General features: G+C 69.7%; 24 protein-coding genes. 2 read left to right on the forward strand and 22 right to left on the reverse strand.

Features of this window, described 5'->3' with window-relative positions:
* The 6 genes from ACZ56U_RS37240 to ACZ56U_RS37265 form a co-directional block, all read right to left on the reverse strand.
* Positions 1-193: transposase (locus ACZ56U_RS37240; RefSeq protein WP_469088443.1), on the reverse strand; the 193-nt coding region annotated here is incomplete at its 3' end.
* A gap of 65 nt (positions 194-258) precedes the next feature.
* Positions 259-396, reverse strand: a complete 138-nt coding sequence (locus tag ACZ56U_RS37245; protein WP_469088447.1) for a hypothetical protein — start codon at positions 394-396, stop codon at positions 259-261.
* A 133-nt stretch (positions 397-529) separates the two neighbouring features.
* Complete coding sequence (locus tag ACZ56U_RS37250) at positions 530-883, reverse strand: hypothetical protein (RefSeq protein ID WP_469088366.1); 354 nt, start codon at positions 881-883, stop codon at positions 530-532.
* Between the two features lie 335 nt (positions 884-1218).
* The gene (locus ACZ56U_RS37255; RefSeq protein WP_469088367.1) at positions 1219-1554 is read right to left on the reverse strand and encodes a hypothetical protein; all 336 of its coding nucleotides are present in this window, start codon (positions 1552-1554) and stop codon (positions 1219-1221) included.
* A 61-nt stretch (positions 1555-1615) separates the two neighbouring features.
* Positions 1616-5074, reverse strand: coding sequence for a LysM peptidoglycan-binding domain-containing protein (locus ACZ56U_RS37260; protein ID WP_469088368.1), 3459 nt, complete (start codon positions 5072-5074; stop codon positions 1616-1618).
* Positions 5074-5532, reverse strand: a complete 459-nt coding sequence (locus tag ACZ56U_RS37265; RefSeq protein WP_469088369.1) for a pilus assembly protein TadG-related protein — start codon at positions 5530-5532, stop codon at positions 5074-5076. Before ACZ56U_RS37265 ends, ACZ56U_RS37260 begins: the two co-directional genes overlap by 1 nt.
* A 153-nt stretch (positions 5533-5685) precedes the next feature.
* Between ACZ56U_RS37265 and ACZ56U_RS37270 the strand changes: the two genes are divergently transcribed.
* A complete protein-coding gene (locus ACZ56U_RS37270; RefSeq protein WP_469088370.1) occupies positions 5686-6219 on the forward strand; it encodes a DUF4262 domain-containing protein in 534 nt (177 codons plus the stop codon).
* A 36-nt stretch (positions 6220-6255) separates the two neighbouring features.
* Positions 6256-6591 carry a hypothetical protein gene (locus tag ACZ56U_RS37275; RefSeq protein ID WP_469088371.1) on the forward strand — a complete coding sequence of 112 codons (336 nt, stop codon included), beginning with the start codon at positions 6256-6258 and terminating at the stop codon, positions 6589-6591.
* A 20-nt stretch (positions 6592-6611) separates the two neighbouring features.
* Here the strand turns inward: ACZ56U_RS37275 and ACZ56U_RS37280 are convergent, their stop codons facing one another.
* The 16 genes from ACZ56U_RS37280 to ACZ56U_RS37355 form a co-directional block, all read right to left on the reverse strand.
* Positions 6612-7127, reverse strand: coding sequence for a TadE family protein (locus tag ACZ56U_RS37280; protein ID WP_469088444.1), 516 nt, complete (start codon positions 7125-7127; stop codon positions 6612-6614).
* Complete coding sequence (locus tag ACZ56U_RS37285; protein WP_469088372.1) at positions 7124-7552, reverse strand: TadE/TadG family type IV pilus assembly protein; 429 nt, start codon at positions 7550-7552, stop codon at positions 7124-7126. Before ACZ56U_RS37285 ends, ACZ56U_RS37280 begins: the two co-directional genes overlap by 4 nt.
* On the reverse strand, positions 7552-7767 hold the full coding sequence (locus ACZ56U_RS37290; protein ID WP_469088373.1) for a hypothetical protein: 216 nt from the start codon (positions 7765-7767) through the stop codon (positions 7552-7554). Before ACZ56U_RS37290 ends, ACZ56U_RS37285 begins: the two co-directional genes overlap by 1 nt.
* A 47-nt stretch (positions 7768-7814) precedes the next feature.
* The gene (locus ACZ56U_RS37295; RefSeq protein WP_469088374.1) at positions 7815-8702 is read right to left on the reverse strand and encodes a type II secretion system F family protein; all 888 of its coding nucleotides are present in this window, start codon (positions 8700-8702) and stop codon (positions 7815-7817) included.
* Positions 8699-9649: a type II secretion system F family protein gene (locus ACZ56U_RS37300; RefSeq protein ID WP_469088375.1), complete on the reverse strand. Its 951-nt coding sequence runs from the start codon at positions 9647-9649 to the stop codon at positions 8699-8701. The genes ACZ56U_RS37295 and ACZ56U_RS37300 overlap by 4 nt, the downstream gene beginning before the upstream one ends.
* Positions 9646-11154: a CpaF family protein gene (locus tag ACZ56U_RS37305; protein ID WP_469088376.1), complete on the reverse strand. Its 1509-nt coding sequence runs from the start codon at positions 11152-11154 to the stop codon at positions 9646-9648. Before ACZ56U_RS37305 ends, ACZ56U_RS37300 begins: the two co-directional genes overlap by 4 nt.
* Complete coding sequence (locus tag ACZ56U_RS37310; RefSeq protein WP_469088377.1) at positions 11144-11980, reverse strand: hypothetical protein; 837 nt, start codon at positions 11978-11980, stop codon at positions 11144-11146. The genes ACZ56U_RS37305 and ACZ56U_RS37310 overlap by 11 nt, the downstream gene beginning before the upstream one ends.
* Complete coding sequence (locus tag ACZ56U_RS37315) at positions 11980-12576, reverse strand: SAF domain-containing protein (RefSeq protein ID WP_469088378.1); 597 nt, start codon at positions 12574-12576, stop codon at positions 11980-11982. The genes ACZ56U_RS37310 and ACZ56U_RS37315 overlap by 1 nt, the downstream gene beginning before the upstream one ends.
* 133 nt (positions 12577-12709) lie before the next feature.
* The gene (locus ACZ56U_RS37320) at positions 12710-13315 is read right to left on the reverse strand and encodes an ATP/GTP-binding protein (RefSeq protein WP_469088379.1); all 606 of its coding nucleotides are present in this window, start codon (positions 13313-13315) and stop codon (positions 12710-12712) included.
* 245 nt (positions 13316-13560) lie between these two features.
* On the reverse strand, positions 13561-14118 hold the full coding sequence (locus ACZ56U_RS37325) for a hypothetical protein (RefSeq protein WP_469088380.1): 558 nt from the start codon (positions 14116-14118) through the stop codon (positions 13561-13563).
* A gap of 355 nt (positions 14119-14473) precedes the next feature.
* Positions 14474-14794 (reverse strand): hypothetical protein, encoded by a 321-nt coding sequence (locus ACZ56U_RS37330; RefSeq protein ID WP_469088381.1) that lies wholly within the window; start codon positions 14792-14794, stop codon positions 14474-14476.
* A 1-nt stretch (position 14795) separates the two neighbouring features.
* A complete protein-coding gene (locus tag ACZ56U_RS37335; protein WP_469088382.1) occupies positions 14796-15305 on the reverse strand; it encodes a hypothetical protein in 510 nt (169 codons plus the stop codon).
* 146 nt (positions 15306-15451) lie between these two features.
* Positions 15452-15679, reverse strand: a complete 228-nt coding sequence (locus tag ACZ56U_RS37340; RefSeq protein WP_469088383.1) for a hypothetical protein — start codon at positions 15677-15679, stop codon at positions 15452-15454.
* Between the two features lie 254 nt (positions 15680-15933).
* Positions 15934-18570 (reverse strand): ATP/GTP-binding protein, encoded by a 2637-nt coding sequence (locus ACZ56U_RS37345; RefSeq protein WP_469088384.1) that lies wholly within the window; start codon positions 18568-18570, stop codon positions 15934-15936.
* Positions 18546-19184: a hypothetical protein gene (locus tag ACZ56U_RS37350; RefSeq protein WP_469088385.1), complete on the reverse strand. Its 639-nt coding sequence runs from the start codon at positions 19182-19184 to the stop codon at positions 18546-18548. Before ACZ56U_RS37350 ends, ACZ56U_RS37345 begins: the two co-directional genes overlap by 25 nt.
* Positions 19181-20290: a C40 family peptidase gene (locus ACZ56U_RS37355; protein ID WP_469088386.1), complete on the reverse strand. Its 1110-nt coding sequence runs from the start codon at positions 20288-20290 to the stop codon at positions 19181-19183. The genes ACZ56U_RS37350 and ACZ56U_RS37355 overlap by 4 nt, the downstream gene beginning before the upstream one ends.
* Positions 20291-20298 lie beyond the last annotated feature (8 nt).

The raw sequence follows: 20298 nt of genomic DNA on the forward strand, positions 1-20298 counted from the left end.
GACGCCAGCAGGTCATACCCGAGCCGAAGCCCAACTCCTGCGGCAGGTACTCCCATTGGATGCCGGTGTGCAGCACGAACAGGATCCCGCACAACCCTTGCCGGCCCGGCACCCGCGGCCGGCCCGCCACCAGTTTCGGACCCGGTTCGGGCAGCAACGGCTCGATCAACGACCACAGTTCATCCGAGACAATCCAGGGCTTCGGCTGGTGCTTCCCCACGACTGCACCAACGAGCCATCGCAACGACAGTCACATGATCAACTCACTTCTGTTAGGACCCCTAAGCCGGCCTTGCGGACGGTCTCGACCAGCAGCACACCCCCGGCCTGCGAGACCACCGCCAGGCCGCCGCCCTCGATGCGGACGCGCGGGTACGACCCGATACGCTTCTTCACCTGGAGAGTGCTTCTTTCCGTGCAGCCGACAGGACCCTAGACAAGTCCCATCGTTGCAGGCCAGGAGCACTCTCCGCTTATTTGATCAAGTCTCGGACACCCCGACTCGTGAAAGCGCGAGGTTAGGTGTGGTTCAGAGATAGCGCGGAAGTCCGCCGAGGTCCGGGAGCTCGTCCTCGAAATCGCAGGTGGCAACGGCGTCGAGGCCGCGGTTCCAGACTGCTTTGAGCACGCGGGACACTGCTTCGACGAGGATGGGGTCCGGGTCGTCGGCTTCCGCCTCGATTGTGAACGGCCACCCGATGAAGTCGGCGGCCAGCCCGTCGTCCGGGTTGTGCCGGATCTCGAAGACAGTCCGGCCTGATCGGATCGTGTAGTGATCGTCGGCGGATGCTCCGAGGGTTGCCGCGACGAGCGCGGTCACGGACTCGCAGTTGCCGCCTCGCAGGTAGATCTGGCAGCTGCCGTAGTCCTTTGCCGTGTTCACGTTGCCTGCTCCTGTCGCTCGACCAGGGTGCCGTTCTCGAACTGGGCCCCGGTGCGGACCAGGGGGACCAGGTGGGCTTCGGTGATCGCGCGCCAGCCAGTTTCTGGGCGGGCTCGATGAGCTTGACAGGCACGGTCCCGGAGGGGGCGGGGGTCGGCTCGGATTCTCGTCGTACTGGTGTGGTCCGGCTCTGGGACTCGGTTGGGTATGGCACCACCGTCTGCGGCACGTGAGCCGGGTAGGCTGCGCGTTCGCCGCAGCGGCTTCGCCCGCGCCGGGAACATGCCAATGCAGGTTCTGGTGGACCACCGCGGGATGGAACTCGGAGCGGCAGGTCAGGTGTCGTCGGTGATGGGTGTGAGGGTGTCGAGCCAGACGTCGAAGACGAAGCGTGTGCTGTTGGGGCCGCCCTCCAGCCACCAGGTGCTGACCGTGGCGACGTCGTCGGTGATCTCTTCGATCGTGCACTGGATGCTGGTGGGGCATGGGTAGGGCGAGGTCGGCTGCAGCTCTCCGCCGAAGTAGACGGTTTTGCCGACCAGCTGGTGGGGGCGGTCGTAGACGTCGGCGAACTCCACCAGGATCAGGCCCGGGAACGGATCGTCGGTGAGCCAGCAGACAGCGGTAGCGGGCAGTTCGCAACCATCAGCCTCGCCCAGATTTGTCCCCATGTCCGCACACTACCCATCGGGTGTCGCACGGCACTACGGGTGCAACGGCACCAACGAAGCACTACTGCAGGCTGGGTGCCGCCGTTGTCCCGGGGGTGTTGAGGAGTTCACGGATGAGGTCTTCGGTCTCCGTTTCCAGTGAGCAGTCCAGTGTCTGGTTGATGTGTTGGATGCGGGTGATGGTGGTGCGAAGTCCGTGCCGGTTGCCGGCGGCGTGTTCGATCCGGAGGGCGTCTCGGTACAGCAGCTCTGCCGTGTCGTCGACTTCGAGCCCTGTTGTCACAGCTCGGCGGGCCTTGTCCAGGTCATGGTGTGGGCCTGCGGTCATGCGGTGGGTGGCGATGGTGTGGGCGACGTCGATGATGCGGGTGATCATTTCTTGTTGGTAGGGCTCGGCCCAGGGCAGCGGTTTGCCGCCGAAGGGGCGTCCTCGTACCAGGCTGAGGGCTTTTTCCAGGTCTGGCAGGCCGGCGGGTCCCTGGGGCAGCGCGTGTTCGGCGAGCTGGAGGAACCTCGTCCAGTCGCACCGCACTGCGGGGGCCAGGCGGTAGGGGTCGTCGCCGGTGTGACGGCGCGGAATGTAGGGATTGCCGGAGGGGTCGCTGCCCAGGGCGCCGCGTAGGCCTCGCAGCCGCGCATTGAGGGTGTTCACACTCCACGGGTTGAGCGGGTCCATGTCGGTGCACAGCACGTCGGCGGAGCGGCCCGGCCGGAAGTACAACAGTGCGGCGAGCTGGCTGATGCGCGGTCCGTGCCCGGAGGCAGTGACGCCGTCCACCTCGACCGGTCCCAGGACGCGGATCTCCGGCGCGCGCAGATCATGCGCCGCACCCTCCGCTACCGCCGCTGGCTCCGTACTGTTCTCGGCGCTGTCCTTGCGGTCGTCGTTCCCCGCGGCCTCTGCGCCGGAAGCCGGCTCGGTAGCCGTCGGCGGAGGTCCCTGGGTGTCCGGCGCATACTCGTCGCCGGCTGAAGGTGACGCCCCGGGCAGCGGACGCAGTCCGGACGGATCGGTACTGGCAGCGACCAAAGCCGCAAAGACCCCACTAGCCAAGCCGGCATCCGCAGCGGTCTGCGGGTCCGGGGCCTCGGCAGCGGCGGCCGCCGGTGCGAGGGGCTCGTCGGTTGGCGTCGGCTGGGGCAGCTGGTCGGGTTCGGTGGGGACGTCCTTCCAGGGGCCTTCGGCGGGCTGGGCTGGCTCCCCGGACACTGCGAGTGCGGTGGTGATCTGCTGGTAGGCGGCGTATTTCAGGCGCTGCACGGTGATGTCGGTACCGGCATAGGCAAGGCGCTGCGGGGTGTGGAGTGAGGCGTTGAGGATCTCGGCGTCGGGGAAGTGCGCGGCGGTCGAGGATGCCGGGGCGATCAGGGTGACGGGGACCGGTCCCGCCTTGTCGATGACATCGGCGAACCGCCACGACGTGTCCGCGTCGAGCGACGACGCGCACAGCAGCAGGTAGGGCTGGTCCTGGGTGTCGGGCATCTGGTGTGCTTCCAGCAGCCGCTCGCCGAGGTCACGCAGCGCGTGCGCGGCTTGGCGCATGTGGGCGATCCGCGCGGTCGGCAGCAGTTGCGGCAGGTCTTCGCCGAATCCGATGGTGACGATTTCGACGTCGCTGGCCCACGGGCTCATCCCCAGCTCAAGGGCGAGGGAGGTGCAGACTTCGGTGATGTGCACGGCGCTGCCGTCGAGCAGCAGGGCGGGCAGGGCGGCGAGGTTGAGCAACTGCAGGTCACCTGTGTCCGTGTTGCCGATGGTGACCAGCCCGGGGTAGGGGGCGGGCACGTCGCGGGCGGCTTTCTCGTCCAGGAGGTCGGCGTCGTCGGGCAGAGTCCACCAGCCCGATGTCCCGGACACGAACGGTGCCACCGGCTCCTGGGCGAGGTCCTCGGGCAGGACGTCGATGGTGTGCGTGCCGATTCGCGCGGCCCGCAACGCCGGCAGTCTCGGCGAGGGGTGGTCGGCGGGCAGTTGGTGGGCCAGGGTGCGCAGGGCCCGGTCCAGGCGGACGGCGCCGCCTACCTCGGCGCTGCCCACTTCGGCGGCGGCCGCCAACTGGGCCTCGGCCGTCGAGGTTTCCGGTGCGATGGCGATCTTCTGGCCGGGCTTGCGGCGGCGGCGTTGCAAGGTTCTGCGCAGGGCGAGGGCCCCGGTGATGGCGGCTGCCAGTAGTGCGCCGGCGCCCAGCACGACGCGCAGGTTCAGCGAACTGCCGGCCGGAGCTGGCTCGGCCGTGGGTGCCGCGGTCGGGGAAGACGCGTCGGAGGCGGACACCTCGGGTGATGCCGGGGGAGAGGCGGTCGAGGGCGCACCGCTGCTGCTTGGCCCAGGAACCGTCGAGCCGGCTGGAGAAGGAGCGAGCTGCTCGTGGTCTGGCCCGGGGCGCGCGGTCGGCTGGCTGCTGGAGTCAGACGGCTCTGGTGCAGCGGTGGTGGACGGGCTGGGGGCCGGTGGCTGCGCCTCTTGGTTGTTGTCGTGTCCGGGCTGGTGCTCGTCGTTGGGGGCGGGCGCGGGCTGCTCGGAGTCCTGCTCGTCCTCTCCGGTGTGGTCGCGTGCTGGTGGCGGGGCGTCCGGGGTGCCGGCGCCGGGCACGGTGACGTGCTGGCCTGGGTAGATGACGTCGGGGTCGGTGATGGCCGGGAGGCCGTCCGGCTGGGGCTGGTCCTTGGTCGCGGTGAAGAGTTCCGGCCACCGGTTGCCGTCATCGAGTTCCTCCGCGGCGATGGTGGACAGGGAGTCGCCCGGTTCGACGACTTCCACCTGCGCACGCTTGTCGGCCGCCGCCGGAATGACCTGGTCGAGCTGCGTGTGGAGGTCTCTCGCTGGGCTGTAGGAGGCGGGCATTTTCAGCTGCCAGCCGGGCTGCAGGAACCCGTTGGAGCGGAACACCTGGCCATCGGTCATGGTGTGGCCCTCATTCAGGGCGGCGATCTGACGCCACTTTTCGCCGTCGCCCAGTTCCTGCTCGGCGATGCTCCACAGGCTCTCCGCGGGCCGCGTCTGGCGCACCGTGTAGGTCGGGGACGACGTGCGCCCGGTTGCCGTGGACGCTCTGTCGGCTCCGGCGTTGTGCCCCGCCTGGGTTTGGGCGGGAACGTGGGCCGCCGATGCGGCCGGGGCGGCCTGCGCGTCGGAGGCGAGAGCTGAACTGGTGGGCAGCAGTACCAGGATGCTGCCGATCAGCAGCGCCGCGGCGCGCTGGGAGGAGCCGAGCCCGCGTGGGGCGTGCCAGGTCCGGCCGCGTAGTTGCGCGGACAGTTCGCGCACCGTGCAGTACGTGAACTGCGCCCACCCGATCCAGCCCACCGCGATGATGAGCAGCAGGGCTGCCGAGCCGGTGTCCTGGCGGTCGAGGAGGTGCGCGAGGTCGTCGCGTCCGGCCTCCCACAGCACCGGGGTGGCCCAGGCCAGCAGCAGCGGCAGTCCCACGACCGCGCCGGCCAGGACCAGCAGGCTCAAGCCGGCTGTGACCCCACGGGCCACGCGGCGGCCTGTGGTGACGGTGGGGGTGGTGCCCATCAGGTGTTTCCTTCGGGTGCGTTGACGCCGTACAGGAGAGTGGCCTCGCCATGGCCGGACACCGGCAGCGAGCCGATCCCGGCGACGGAGAGGAAGGTCGTGTCGTAGGCGTCGTTGACGTCGACCGTGAGGGTGGTGCCGTCCCCCGACACGGTGACGGTGCCGGTGGCGCCGGCGGAGGCGAGGTAGGCGCGGGCTGCGGCCACCGCGTCCTGCGGTTCCACCACGACCGCCTCACCGGGGATGGCCTGGGCGGGGTCGATGGCCTGCCCGCCGGCCCGGGCCGCTTCACCGGCGAGGAAGTCGGCGCGTTCCAGGGCGCGCATCCTGCTGCCCCCGTCGACGGCGATGCCGATGATGCCGATCAACGCGATGACGCACACCGCGACGAACACGGTCACCCCGCCCTGGTCATCGAACGCGGCGTGCCGGGCTCGCCGTTGGACGCTTCTCCTCATCAGGGCCTCCCGTGTCGGAAAGGTCGTCAGTTCGGCAGCTGTCGCTCCACCGTCGTCGTCGACCACCCGGCCGTCGCCGCCGCCACCCCGGCGCAGTGACCAAGCCTTGCCCCCGCCGAGCTCGCGGCCGGCCCGCCCCGTAGCCTTGCGGCTATGCCCACCGCTCCCAGCGTCTGTCACTGCGTCGTCTGCCAGGACATCAACGAACTGGACTCCCGCACCCAGTCGACCGTCGACACCATCCATCAGCACGGCTGGCAGGTCATGATGATCCCCGCCGACGGCCTGGGACCGGGCTGGGCCTACACCATCGGCCTGTGGCACCAGCACCGGATACCCGAGCTGGCCATGTTCGGCCTGGACATCTCGATGATGCAGACACTCCTCAACGACCTCGCACAGCGATCTGGTGAGGGGCAGTTTCTGGAAGCCGGCCAGGAGCGGCACGACATCGCGAACGTCCCAGTCGTCCTCAAAGAGGTCGACTACCGCTGGTACAAGGCGTTCTTCGGCACCGCGATCGGCTACTACCGCAAGCCGCCGTTCCCGTTCCTCCAAGTCGTCTGGCCCAACCGCGACGGAGCCTTCCCCTGGCAGCCCGGTGGAGAAGACCGCCTGGACCGCCAGCCCCGGTTGTCGCTGAGTCCCGACGAACACCCCGTCGGGGTCTGGACGCAGGATCTGTGAACAGGCAACTGCAGTGTCATCGCGGACAATGACGTCATGACGCGCTGGTTCCGCAGCTACTGGGCCGAGGAAGACACCTGGTTCTACTTCGAGGCCGACGCCGACGGCCTTGTCACCCGCCAGGTCGAACTCCACGGACCACTCGAGAAACCCGTCGCCGCAGCCTCTTCGACCGAATGGGAAGCCGCCCGGCAGGCCGGAACCCTTCGAGACTACGAAGCGACATACGGGGCCACGGCGGAGGTTGCTGTCCACGAGTGGGACGCGCACGAGCCGCAGGATCTGACCGCCGAAGAGTTCGAGACCGTCTGGCTCGCCGCACGAGCAACCTGCCAGGCAAGAGCCCGAGCACGCTCCACGCACCGCCCGTGAACCCAAGCGCTCCCGCGCCGTCACTGCTCAACACCTGCACTTCGGTTCGTACGCCATGGCACGTCAGAATTCGCGAACCCAAGAGCTCTCTGCCGGTACTGATCCACTACCGATGTGGCAGTGGAGGTGAGGGTGCGGGTTCCCGGGACCGGCAGCAGCAGGTCGGAGAGGGTGACGGTGCAGGTCACCGTCACGGTGACGGTTCCGACCTGACCGATGGGCACGGCCAGTCCGCCGGCGTCTACGGCCACACTGGTGGAGGCGCACGCGATGCCCTGGTCGGTGAGGGTTTCGGCGGCCGCGGCGTACGCGGCCTGTTGGGCGGCGGCCACCGTGCGGTGGATGGACGCCTCCCGAGCGGCGTCCTCGGCCGCAGCGTCGATCTTCGCCCCGGAGGTGACGATCCGGCCGCCCGCGATCGCCAGGCACAGGAACATGACCAGCAGCGGGACGATGATGGCTGCCTCGATCGCCACGCTGCCGTCATCCGCCCCGCCCCGCTGCACCCAACAAGCCCTGCGTCGCGACGCGTTCATTGACCCGGCACCGTCCACCGTTCCACGGCCCCGGACGCTGACTGCCTGACCTGCAGTCCTGCTATGCCCGGGATCATCGACTGCGCCGTGCCTGAGACCTCGATGCGCACGCGTTGCCCGGTGCTGCCGGCAGTGGAGACGGTGTAGCCGAGCAGGCTGTCACCCGCCGCCCTACCCAGGACCTCGCGGGCCTTGGCGGTGCCGTCGGCGGGCGAGGCCTCGTACGCGCGGGCTGCGGTGAGGCCCTCGCGGGCGGCGGTCAGGGCGATGGAGCGGGCGTAGTACCACATGGACGCCTGGATGACGGCGATCGTGGCCAGCAGGATGAACGGGTAGACGATCGCCATCTGGAGGGAAGCGTCCCCGCGGTCGTCGCGCCATCGCTGCCCGCGCCACCAGGCTCTGAGCCGGTCGCCGTTCAGCATCAGATGCCGTTGAGGCTGGTGTTGTACTTGTTGATCACGACGGCGATGGTGCCGGCGATGAGCAGGGCGCCGGTGACGGCAGCCACCCAGATGATGACGGTGGTGATGCTGATGTCACCCCGGTCAGGGCGCCGGCTCAGCTCGGCCAGACCTTCCTCCAGGCGCTCGGTCAGCAAGCGGACGGCACGGTAACTACGGACTGCCAGGTGCTTCATCGGAGTGCTCCTCCACCAAGTTGAGTGAGTTGCGTTGGACGGGTTGTTCAGACGGTGAGCATGCGGATCACTGCGGGGAACGCCATCAGCAGCATGACCAGCACAGCGAGCAAGGCGCCGGGGGCGGTCATCTTCTCGCTGGCGGCGTTCGCCTCGGCGGCCTGCGCGGTGAGCAGCTCGGTGTTGAGCGCGGCCGTTCGTGCGCGCAGGGCTTTGTAGACGGCGGCGCCGTCGGTGGCCGAGCCGCGCATGATGTCGGCGACATCCGCGAGGCCTGGTAGGTCGTAGGTGTCGGCCAGTTCGGTGAGCGCCTGGTAGGGCGGGATTTTCTCCAGGCGGGCCCGGCGCAGCGCCCCCTGCAGATACAGGAAGGGCCAGCCGTGGCCCACCGCGGCCGCCTTCTCCAGCGCTTCGGTCGGCCCGGCGTCAGCGGCCCGCTTGAGTGCGACCAGGTCGAGGTAGGCGGACAGGGCGTGCGCGAACTCCTCCCGCGCCCGTTTGGCCTGGTCGCGCACCGCGAGGTCGGGAGTGATGAACAGCAGCCCCGCGATGGCGAGTCCGACCACGGCCGGCACGTAGAACGGCAGCGAGATGCCCGCGATGATCCAGGGGATGGTCACCAGTACCGGGCACAGCAGTCCCAGCCCAGCGAGCGACGTCTTCTTCAGCATGAAGGTGCCCGGCCCCTGCCCGAGCAGGGCAAGGTTGGTGGCCGGCACCTTCACGCCGGGCAGCCGCTCCAGGCGGGCCAGCAGCCAGCGCCCCCAGACTTCGTCCCGGTCGAGCACCTCCTCCTGCGGCATGCTCAGCGTCCCGGGTGCGCTGCGGGCCAGTGCGGCGGCCAATGCGGGCTGCGGCTGCAGCAGTTCCCACACGAACAAGGCCACGCCCCCACCCACCAGGCCGCCGGTGATGACGACGGGAAACAGGTTCACGACCGGGCTCCTTCCGGCTCGAGCCCGACCACCGCTGCTGACGTCTCCACGCTGGGGGCGGGCAGGCGGACGGTGCTGCGGGGGTCGGTGATCAGGAAGCGGGGGATGCGGCGGAAGGTGCCAAGTTGCCGCATCATCGCCAGCACCGCGACGAACCCGGCGGTCAGGAAGCCGAGTACCAGCTGGCCCAGCAGGGTGGAGTACGGGCGGGTGTAGGAGGGCACGAAGAACCCGGCGACGATCACGCCCAGGGTGATGATGGTCATCCACCGCACGGTGGTGCGGGGCTTGGCCCGGTCCGCCTCGATGGAGCGTTTGCGGCCGACCTCCTCGCGGACCGTGCCCGCCAGATCCTCCAAGGCCTGGGCCAGGCCCGGGCCACGGTCGTTCACGGACAGGATCAGCGCCGCGGTGACCTTGTCGGCGGTGACGTCGTCGAGTTCGGCGGCGAAGGCACGCAAGGCTTCCTCGGGCCGCCAGCCGCGGCGCAGCCGCTCCGACAGACTCGCGATCTGCGGAGCGAGGGCGTCCGGGGCCCCCTTCCGGCTGGTGATCATCGCCTGTTCCAGGCCCATGCCCAGCCTGAGCAGCCCGGCCAGGCGTTGGGTCCACTCACTCAACGCTTCCAGCTGGCCGATGCGCTCGGCCGCGATCTTGGACGGCGTGATCAGCCCCGGCACCCCCACCACGGCCGCGCCCAGCAGCAGGCCGGCCACAAAGTTCCCGGAGACCAGCCACACCGCGCCGAAGACCACAAGCGCGCAGACGGCAAGGGTCCGCCGGCGCAGCCGCACCTCCTCACCCTGCTCCTGGCCCGCGCGCAGCGCCTGCCAGCGCTGCCCCAGCGGGGCCCGGCGGGGCGCGGTGGTGCCGACGATCCCGGCGACGGTGCCAATCAGCCCGCCGACCACGGCCATCCCCGACAGCAATGCGAGCATCAGGGTCATCGGCTGGCCCCCACCTTCAACGCCAGCGGCGCAGTCCAGGCACCGTAGGGGTGCTGCAGGAGGGTGGAGTCGAAGCCAACCCGGCGCAGGTCATCGACGCAGCCGGGGTCCATCCGCGGCACTGCCCGCAGTTCGCCGAACTCGATGCCGGGGGAGAAGATTTCGTTCATGGCCGGGCGGCCGGACTCCCCGATCCCGGTCAGCTCCAGGACGTGGGAGACATAGCGGTGACGGCGGCCGCCGATCCGGGTCTCGTCCGTCATGTCGACGAACACGATGAAGTCCAGCCCGTTCGCGGTCTGCCGGTAGGCGAGTTGTTCGGACAGGTTGCCCTGGGCGAGCGCATACAGTTCGGCGATCCGGTCGACGATGACGTCGGGGCGACGCGCGTGGATCGTGCACAGGTTGCCGCCCGCACCATTGGTCAGCGCCTGCATCATCGCGACGATCTCCGGGCCGCGGACCTCACCGACCACGATCCGCTCCAGCGACATCCGCAACGCCGGATGCAGCAGGTCCAGTAGCGTCACCTCGCCCGCGCCGCGGCCGGTGGCGTCCTTCTCGCCGTTGGACTCGCGTCCGATGAGGGAGACGACCTGGCGGTGGTAGCCGTTGGTGTGGGCGAACAGTTCGTCCTCGGTCTGGATGGTGGCAAAGCGGGTCTCGGGGTCGAACTCGCGCAACATCGCCCGCAACAAAGTGGTCTTCCCCGCTTTCTGCTTGCCGGCGATCATGATGTTCTTCTCCGCCCGCACGCACGCGCCCAAAAACTCGCGCAGGATCGGATCGATGGTCCCCAGGCGGACCAGTTCGTCCAGGTCGGCGTGGGAGACCCGGTGCCGGCGGATGACCGCATACGTCATCGGCCCGAGCCCGGTGATGGCCTGAAGCCGGGAGCCGTCCTGCAGCGACAGCGCGAGCGTCGGGTGCGCGGTGGAGATGGTGCGCTCGCTGTGCCCCGACTCCCGCGCCAACTCCCGCAGCAGATCCAGAAGTTCTTCTTCAGAGTCCGCGATCGGGCCGACCCTGCGGCGCTCGCCGTCGCCGTAGTCCAGCCACACCTCATCCGGGCCCTGGATGATGATGTCCTCGACCCGCTCGTCATCCAGGTACGGCTGCAGCCGCCCGGCCCGGTAGAGCAGGTCGTAGACGGCACGCCGCAGCGCGTCGTCCTCCTGGGCAGTCGTGCTGAGGCCGCGCTCGAGGCCCTGGGCATCCGCCCACAGCGCAACGGCCTCATTGATCCAGTTCAGGCACTGCTGTTCCTCGGTGGCCCGGTCCGCCTCCGGGTTTTTCTTCAGCAACTCCTCACGCTGGCGGGCCACCTGGCCGGCGATATGCCGTGCCACCCGGTAGTCGACTCTGGTCTGAGGAACGGCAGCCCCCAGGTGTTCCCCGCTTGCCGCGGACCCGAGGGGGACGCCGTTCGTCTGGCGCGGCCACCCTGGCGCGCGGCCGGGCGGCGGGGTCACTGTCGGGTTGTCGTGCAGCGGCCTACCGCGCATGGGACACCTCCCCACTGGCCGCCCCGGTGCCTGCGCCCGTGCCGGGGGCGATGCGGGCCCGTTGCACGGCGGCCCGCTGCACCAGCAGGGTGGCGCCGGTGCGGGCCGCTTTCATCAGGCCGGATTTGGCGAAGCGGCGCGGCTGCTCGGCGCCGTCGGACAGCACCTTCGCGTCCTGCGGGGCGTAGGGCAGGGTCGCCACCACCGGCGCCTGTAGCACCCGCTGCACCTCACCAGCCGGGTAGGGGCCGTCATCGATCAGGATCAGGCCGACGCCGCCGACCCGCTCCTCAAGTGCGCTCACCCGAGCCTGCGCGGCCTGCAGGCAGCGCAGCGTATTCCGCACCACCACCAGCGTCGTGTCGGCTTGTTCGGCCAGCACACCGGAGGGGCCGAAGGCTCCGCTGCGGCCGAGGTCGATCAGCACGTCGTGTCCGTGCTCGGCGTCGATACCGCGGAACATGACCGCCAGGGCCTTCCATACCGGCGTCAGGCTTGCCGCTTGCGCCGGATCGGTGATGCCGGGCAGCAGCATCCGATCCCGCGGCGACTCCGCGGTGCCGTCCTCGCTGCTCAGGTCGATCAGCTGGCGCCAGAACGCTTCGCCGAACTCGCCCTTGCGGACGGCAACGCTGAGATTGCGCAGCCCGTAGCGGTCGCCGAGCGTGCCCTGCAACAGGCCGTGCAGCACCGCCCCGCCGTCCGGGTCACACTCAGCCAGAATCATCTTCCGGCCCTGCCCGAGCGGCCAGTTCAGCAACAGGGCCAGCGCACTGGTCGTCACCCCCGGCGCGCCGCTGCAGCCGGCTAAGGCGATCACACTCATCAGCTGCCACCCGGAGCATCGAGCACCAGGCGCAAGGTGCCGGCCGCCACCCACGCCGCGACCCTCGGACCGTCCGCGGCAGCGGTGGCGACATCAACCACCACCACACCGCTCCCGGGAGCGGCCTCGGAGGCCTTCACCACCCGGCCCGCGAGCGTCTTCGGTGACGTGTCGCTCTCCGACTCCGACTCCGACGCCGCCGCGCCCTGGGCGGGGACATGAACCAGGCGGACCTTCTGGCCCGGCACCAGCGCGGTAGCCGGCACCTGCTCCGGCTTCAGACCGATCGGCACCAACTGCTCGCCCGCCTTGACCAGCGAATCCTTCGTCACCTGCGACGGGGCCAGCAGCGAGCCCGGCTTGAGCTCGACCGCGGCCCGCTTGCCCACCACCGTCTCCAGCTCGTCGGCCTCGACCGCCTTCACCGCCGGGTCCAGTGCGACGGACGCCCGGCCCAGATCCTGCTCGGTGAGCACCTGGCCAACCTGGACATCGCGGACCACCGTCACCACATCGGTGCGCTGGGCAACCTGCAGCAGCAGGACCGCCACCCCTGCCCCGCCCGCGGCAATCAGCGCCAGCGACAAAGCGATCATGCCCGGGCGGCGTCGGCGCGCCGAGACACGTGGCGGCCGCACCGGGCTGGCAACCTGCCCCTGCGGGGGCACGCCGGTCGAGGGCGCGGGACGGTCATGTGTAGTGCTCACCACTTCATCCTTCCGGCGGGCTTCACCTGACGACCTGCAGCTCACCGATCGCTACCTGTGCCTGGGACTGTCTGACCTCGGTGAACTGGCCAGCTTCCCCGCCACCGTTAACCTGCCAGTCCACCGTCCACGTGGACGTGGCCGTGACGCTGTACTTGCCGCCGGCTTTGGAGACGGAGCTGCGCGTGTAGGTGTGGCCGCAGGTCGGCGACTCCTGCTTCCCGTACGACGCCGCATACGCGGTGCCAGCACCATTGCAGGAGACGGTCGCTCCGTCGCCCATACCCCAGACGATCTTGGTTACCTTGGCGGTTGCCGTGACGGTCACCCCGCCTGCGGTGGCACTGGTGGTGTTCGGCCCGAACGTAGTGGGGCTCTTGTTCACCCACATCCACATGGGAATGCCCACGACGTACTTGCCGACGCCGCGGGGATTCGCGATATCCGGACCGGTGAGCTGCATCTTGCTGACGGCCTGATGAGCCACAACAACGGGGTCGACCGCTGGGACGTCTGCAGCACCGTCAGCGACGAAGTAGGTGTAGACAGGGGTGCCACCCTCTCCGGTAGCGCAGGCCCGCTCGTACACGGCCTTGCCGTCTCCGGGAGACTCGCCCTTCCAGTACATGCTGCCCTTGGGCGGCTGTGGGTCGAGCTTCCTGACCGTGCACACAGGCTCCGCACTGTCTTTCCCGCTGTCGGCGCCGGCTGGTTGAGAGCCCGATCCCGGAGCTGAAGCGTCGTTGTCGGCCTCGCACACCACCCACTTGCCAGCTCCACTGCACTCACCGCCCTCGGGCGGCCCGGCTAATGCCTGTGAGGGCCACAGCAGCGACAGGGCGGTGACGGAGGCGAGTGCGAGGGTAGTGCGCCTCAGCAGGCGTCTTGCTTCGGCGTGACGTTGACGATCTTCCACCGCTTCCCCCACTTCTCAGCGTCTACTTTCGTGACGTAGCGAACGAGCCTCTTCTCCGGCATCTGCACTGGCTTGCGGGTCTTGCTGTAGATGAACTTCCAGTCGGTGCTGTTCAGGCAGTCCGTCAGCTGAGCCGAGGGGACCTGCTTCGCCGATGAGAGATGGTCGACTTCGGCCTCGTGCGTAGGGGCACCCGTCGTCACGATGCCCTTGGACCGCAGATCCTTGAGGTCAGCCTCAGTGCTCGACTGGGCTTCGGCGGCGGCGTACTGGGCGAAGTCGGTCCCCTTCGTATCCCCCTTGGAGTACGCCTTGACCTGCTCCGCCCAAAAGGCCGCATAGGCGTCCAGGACGGCCGACTTTTCTACCGCCTGAGGGTCTGTGCTGATGGAAGGCGTAGGTGTAGCAGTGGCCGGCGCGCTCGTGACTCCTGATGGAGATGCTGATGCGGTGCTGTCGGAGTCCCCGTCGGAGTCGCTGCACGCGGTCAGCAGGGCCAGGCCGGTCACGGCCATCAGAGCGGCGTGCTTTCGGATGCGAACGGCGGAAGGCCGGGATGGGTGTCGGTGTGCTCGTGTCACGTTGTCTCCCCGTACGACGCGTGCGACATGACCGCTGTCTGCGCCCGCCGCTCATGGGCGTTCTGGGCGCACGGCCGCTTCCAGCTGCTGTGATGCTTGTATGTGACCGCAAGGTAACGCATATGCCAGCCAACTAGGCCGCGGGCTCGGTGAGTTGACTCAAATCCCTCGGGTCGTCTCTGGGCACATGTGGGACCAGAAGGCGATCGACGGGGGTGTGGATTCGTCTGTTTGGGCCGCGCACGATTCCCGATACCCGCAGTACCGGGACGCAGCGCTTGGGCGAACGTCACTGCTTCTCCTTCTCCGGGGCCTGCCGGCGCTCGGCACCGTCCTGGTCCGCGATCAGCTGAGTGATGTCGGCCCGATCGGATCCGATATCGAGGATCTTGGGCGGAGCGAGGGTGGCCCCTGTGCGCAGCGCGAGGCCGGAATCGTTCGTGCCGCGGTCGGCCCTTGCGGCATCGGCGGACCTCAGGGTGCCGGGAGGGGGTGTCGTGTCCGTGGAGGGCGTGGCGCCGGTCGCCGCGCTCAGGGCGATTGCCGCGGCGGCTCCGGCGGCGAGCAATGCGGTGAGGACGAAACGGATCGATTGCATGAAGACCGTCACCTCACCCGGAGATCGTGATGTTCGCGGTGTCGAACAGGGGCAGGTGGAAGCCGACTGTGGCGGTGCTCGGCGGTGGCGCGGGGAACTGCATGAAGACGCGCACGCTCTCCCCGGGCTCGAGGGTGGACAGGCCGGTCGTGGTGAGCGGGCGGTCGTCAGTGTCGCGCAGGACGTAGTAGCGCTTGCGGGCTGAGAAATCGACGACCGTCGCACCGGCCAGCGACGGCCCGGTCCTGAGAACGTCCGTCTCGTTGCCGCGCAGTGCGGCCGGGACCGCGGTCGTCTCGGATCGGGTGTTTGTCAGGTTGCCGCGGACGGTGAGGTATCCGGCCGCCCGGTCCCGCTCGGCCACCGTGATTGTCAGGACCAGCCCGTTGCGTCCGGCAAGCTCCGCCTGCGGATCCGGCGTCCGTTCCTGCGGGTTGGGCGGTGCGGCATCGCCCTCCTGCGGGGTGGCCGCTGCCGCACGGTCCGGCAGCGTGCTGCTGCCTGAGTCCGTGCAGCCGGCCATTGCCAGCATCATCCCCACCGTGATTCCCACGGTCGACAGGCGCGTTCTGTGCTCTGTGGTGTCCCGTCTCCTCATGGCTCTGTGTCCTTTCGGGTCGGATGGACGATGCGCAGGCGTTTGTGCGACAGGTTGCGGGGGCCGGCCGGTCATCGGGCGGGCCCGGTGGGCGGCCATACGGTGATCACGTCGCCGTCCAGGGTCACGTACCGGTCGGGGAAGCGGTGGCGGACCGCAGCGAGGTCTTGCGGGTCGAAGTCGCCGGTGCCCTGGATGACGCAGGCGCTCCCGACGCAGGAGACGGTCCGCGTCAGGGGCGGCCACTCGTCCACGCCACATGCTTCGTCGTTGCGAATCGGTTCCGTTGCTTGCGCCATCAGGAACTCCTAAGTCCGGCTATACGTAAGGAGTTAGCCCTCTCAGTCTCGCCGCGTGGCAGACAATTTATGGTTCGCGTGCGCAAACTACAAGGGGTTTCTGGGGTAGTTGCAAGGCTGCGACATTCACCCCTTGAGTCCCACGCGCCGCGTCACAACTGCGTCAACGGGCGGGAGTCGCCGCCGACCAGCGATACCCACACGTCGGCGGTAGGGCCGCGCTCTTCGGGGGCGTCGACAGCGGCTCCCAGTGGTTAGTTCCATCCGTGCTCCTCGTTCGACTGGTGGGCGGCGGTGCCGGCAGGAGTGTGCGCGGTGAGGAAGGCGGCGACTTTCTCCAGTTGCTGTGCGGCGCGTGCGGTGAGCTGGTCCAGCGGGAGCGCCCCGGCCTTGGCCTGGGCGGCCCGCTCCAGTTCGGGAACCCGGTTGGGGCGGGCCTGGGCGGCGAAGACGGTGTCGAGGTGGGGGCCGCGCAGTTGGACGGGCCCGACACGGTGGCCGCGCACGGTCAGGGAGATGTAGTGCTCGAAGCGGTCCATGGTGGCGACCCGGTCCGGGCTGGGGTTGTCGCCCCACTCGGCGGTGACCGGGGCGATGGCGGATTTCGATCCGGCGGTGGTGGCCAGGGTGGAGGCGTTCTGCAATAGGGACAGCCGGACCGGGGTGGGCAGGCGGGACAGCAGCTGGGTCATGCCGTGGACGTGGCAGCGGTACTTGCGCAGGTCCTCGAACATCGCGGCGATGGTCTCCGGCGCGGCTCCGGTCAGGGTGATCAGTTCGTCGAAGTAGGGGCGGAACGGCACCCGCTGCTCGGGGGGTGTGTCGCGCCGGGAGCGTGCAGCGCGCAGCAGGTCTCGGGCGAGCAGTGCGGTCAGTAGGCGGTCGGTGGGTCCGTTGCCGCCCGGGCACACCCACACGATCATCCTCGAGTCCATCGCCGTGCGGATGTTGTAGGCGCCGATGGGTTGGCCGAGGAAGGCGCGGGTGACGGGGTTGGCGGCCAGGCGGGCGATCGGGTTGAGGACCACAGCGAACGCGTCCGGCGGCAGCGTCGGGAACACCGCCTTCCACCACGCCCGGGCTTCCCTGTCCAGCTGGTCGGCGACCGCGGCGAGCGCGGCCGCGCGGAACCCGGCGTCGGTGAGCAGGGCCCGGACATGGAAGATCGTCGCCTGGTCCTCGGGCCGGCCGGCCTGGCAGGCCTTCTCGTTCACCGCGACCAGGACGGTGAGCGCGGCGGTGAGGATGGTGAGCGCGCGCGGAGCCGTCGCGTCGTCCCAGGCCAATGCGGCCCCGTAGGCGTCGGCGATCGCTTCGACGACCTCATGGGCTGCCGGGCCGTGGTGCATGCCGAGCGGATTCCAGGAACTGACCCGCGGGTTGGCGCCGAGGCCGTTGAGGTCGACGAGGGCGATCCGCGACATCACATGGTCGTGTGCCAGGAACGGGGTGGCCCGTGGCCAGGAATCGCGGTGCGGGTCGACGAAGACCAGCCCGCCGCCCGCGTGCGCCCAGCCGATCGCCTGCGCCAGCGCCCGTTCGGTCTTACCGCCGCCCGCCTTGCCCGTCCCGACCTCGAACAGCGTTTCCTCGGCGTACGTGGCCACCAGCCGTGGCTTGCCACCCGGACCACGGTAGATGCCCTGCAGCAGCAACTCGGGATCGCCGAAGATAAAGGTCGGCAACTCGCCGGCCAGCACCGGCAGACGACAGTTCACAGTCGGCGGCTTGAGCAACCCCGTGAGCTCTTCCAGCCGCACCCAGTTCGCGCGGGGCGGCTGGCAGTGCCCCAGGGTCCAGCGGCGCTCGAAAGCGCGGCGGGTGGGCCAGTGGTCGGCGCCGACACGCCACGGCCCGAGCCGCCAGCCGCGCATCGCCCACCTCGAGCGGCCGCCGAACACATCGAAAGCGGCCTGGAGTTGAGCGAGGCGGGCGTGGGCACGGCCTTCGACGTTGGAGGCACACATCACGAGCAACTGCACGCGCACCAGGTGGTCGTCCTCGGCGAGCTTGCCCAGCGCCTCGGCCGGCTCCACCCGGCGGGGCACCGGCGGCATCACCAGCCGCCGCCCGGCACCGGAGCCGGAGCCGGGTCGGTCACTGAGGAGGTGCTGCAGCTGCCAGCTCAAGGAGTCCTCGATGCCGCCGGCGTCCTGCCGCAGCCACCGCGCGGCCCGCTGCGCCTCCCGGCGTTCGGACCGGCGCGCGGCACTCATCAGCTGCAGGCGGCGCGCCCGTAAGGCCCACTTCGGGGCGCGCTGGATGTCCAGGCGTATCTCGGCGAGGTCGCCGAGCTCGGCCCGCAGGTCGGACACGGCATCCACGAGCGGCTGCAACGGATCGGGGTCGAGTGGCACGTCGCGCAGCGGGGCAGTGAGCTTGCCGCGCAGGATGAACTCGGCGCGCACAGTGTGCTCGCGGGGCTTATCCACGATCGGCCGGGCCCGGTTGACGGTGATGTCCGGCCCGAACGGGGTGATGGACAGCAGCCGCTCACCGCCGGCCGGCCCCTCGACGCGGTAGCGCAACGGTGCACTGCCGTCCGCACGCAGCCGGATCTGCACGCTCTTCGCCCGGCGCGGCGCCCACCAGGGCATCGCCGTGGACGCGCGGGCGAGCTGGACACCGCGCCGGAAGATCACCTCAAAGCCCGGGTCGAAGTGCCGGTTGGGCACAAGCTCCAGCGCCATCCGCTCGGCCGAGGCGTGCGCCGCGATCACACGGACCGCCCACTCACCCGCACCCCAGCACACGGCGATCACCCCGGCGAGCAGATACCAGTGGGCATAGAGCCAGCCAGCGGTGTCCATCATGCTGGTGAGCAGGCCGAGTGGCTGCCCGGCGGCGGCCTGATCGGCCCGGTGGGTCAGGTACGGGGCTGCGGAGTCCATGCCGGTGTTCCCTTCTGCGTGGTGCGGGTGAAGTACCAGTCGGTGACACGGAGGTCGGTGAAGGTGCCGCCGCGGTCGATGCCGGCCCACACCAGGTGGACCACCGCCCGGTTCGGGCTGTTGCCTCGGCGGGCGATGGCGGCCTGGATACGGAAACGGGCGGTGGCGAATGCCGGGGCCACGGCAGGGGAGTGGGGGAAGAGCTCTGGCCACTTCTCGCGGCCAACGCCGGTGGCGTCTGCGCGTAGCAGTGCACGACCGGTGGCGAGCAACTCGCGTTCGTCGGGGGCGGGAAGGTCTGCGGGCCACGCCGATTGAAGCGACTGCTGGATGGCCCGGTCGCCGACGGCGCCCTCGCCATGCGGCGGCAGAGCCGACGGAACAACCGACGATGGCGGGGCACCGCTCGGCTTGGACGGCGCCGCCGCGACGGTCGGCGCGATGAGCGAAGGCACGGCGGCCGCCGACGACGGCACCCGGGTCGCGAGGGCCGGTGACGAGCCAGGGGCCGGCTGCTCCTGACCATTCGGCACGGCCAGCAGGGCGACGCCGCAGACGGCGAGGACGACGGTGCTCAGCACCAGCAGACGCGGCGGGCGCGGGGGAGTGGTCACAGCAGCCGTGCACCCCCCGCGTAGCCGGACATGGCGTCGACCGCGTCGAGGCGGACCACCGTGCCGGGACGGGCGGCGTTCACCATCTGCCCGCCGCTCAGATAGATCCCGACGTGATAGATCGTCGAATCGCGGCCGGGGGCGTACGCGTAGAAGACGAGATCGCCGGGCTTGAGCGCGCTGGTGCCAAGGGACGCGGGTATGCGCCGGCCGGTGCCGGCCTGCGCGGCCGCGGTCCGCGGCAGCCGGATGCCCACCTGGGCGTAGGCGTAGGTCGTCAGCCCCGAGCAGTCGAAGCCCTTGATGTTCGCGCCGCTCTTCCCGCTGGGCGAGCAGCAGATCCCGTACGACGGGCCCTGCGCGTTGCCGCCGCCCCACGAGTACGGCACACCCCGCTGAGAGAGCGCCGTCTCGAGGACGGTGCGGACCGTGCCCGAGACATCCCGCAGATCCGGGCCGATGGTGGCTGCCGTGTACTGGTCGATCCACCCGAGCACGTTCGCCACGTACTCGCCGGAGTGGTTGTACTGGAAGATCGCGGCCTTGAGCTGGGCCCGCTGGGTCAGGTCGCGTCCGTTGCCGCACAGGTAGATTGCGGCACCGAGCGCCGCGTCGTCGGCGTTGTGCGGATCGGCGACCCTGTCACCGTTCGCGTCCTCACCCACGCCTTCCCAGGTGGAGGGCAGGAATTGGAACGGCCCGACCGCACGCTCCCCGCTCGCGGTGCCGTCCCACCGGCCGCCGTCGGTGTCCGGGAAGACGCTGGTGTTGCCGCCCGCCCCGGAACCGTTGAGGAGCACCCCGTAAATTCGGGGGCGGATGTCGCCGCTGGCGGTGATGCCACGGCCGGTCGCGTGGTTGGACTCGACTTTGGCGATTCCGGCCAGGACCGGCCAGCGCATGCCGCGGCACTTCGTCACATGCGTGCCGACCAGGTGCACGGCCTTCTTGTACGCCATCAGCATCCGGGCCGGGATGTCCGCCGCACTGCCGCCCTCGGCGATTCCGCCGTCCTCCTGCGCGCCTGTCTGCAGCGCAACGTAGGCGCTGATCGCGTTCCCGACCGGCGCGGCACAGCACACGGCGGCGAACATCAGCAGCGCCACCACACATC

Source organism: Streptomyces sp. NPDC034103 (genome assembly GCF_055575395.1).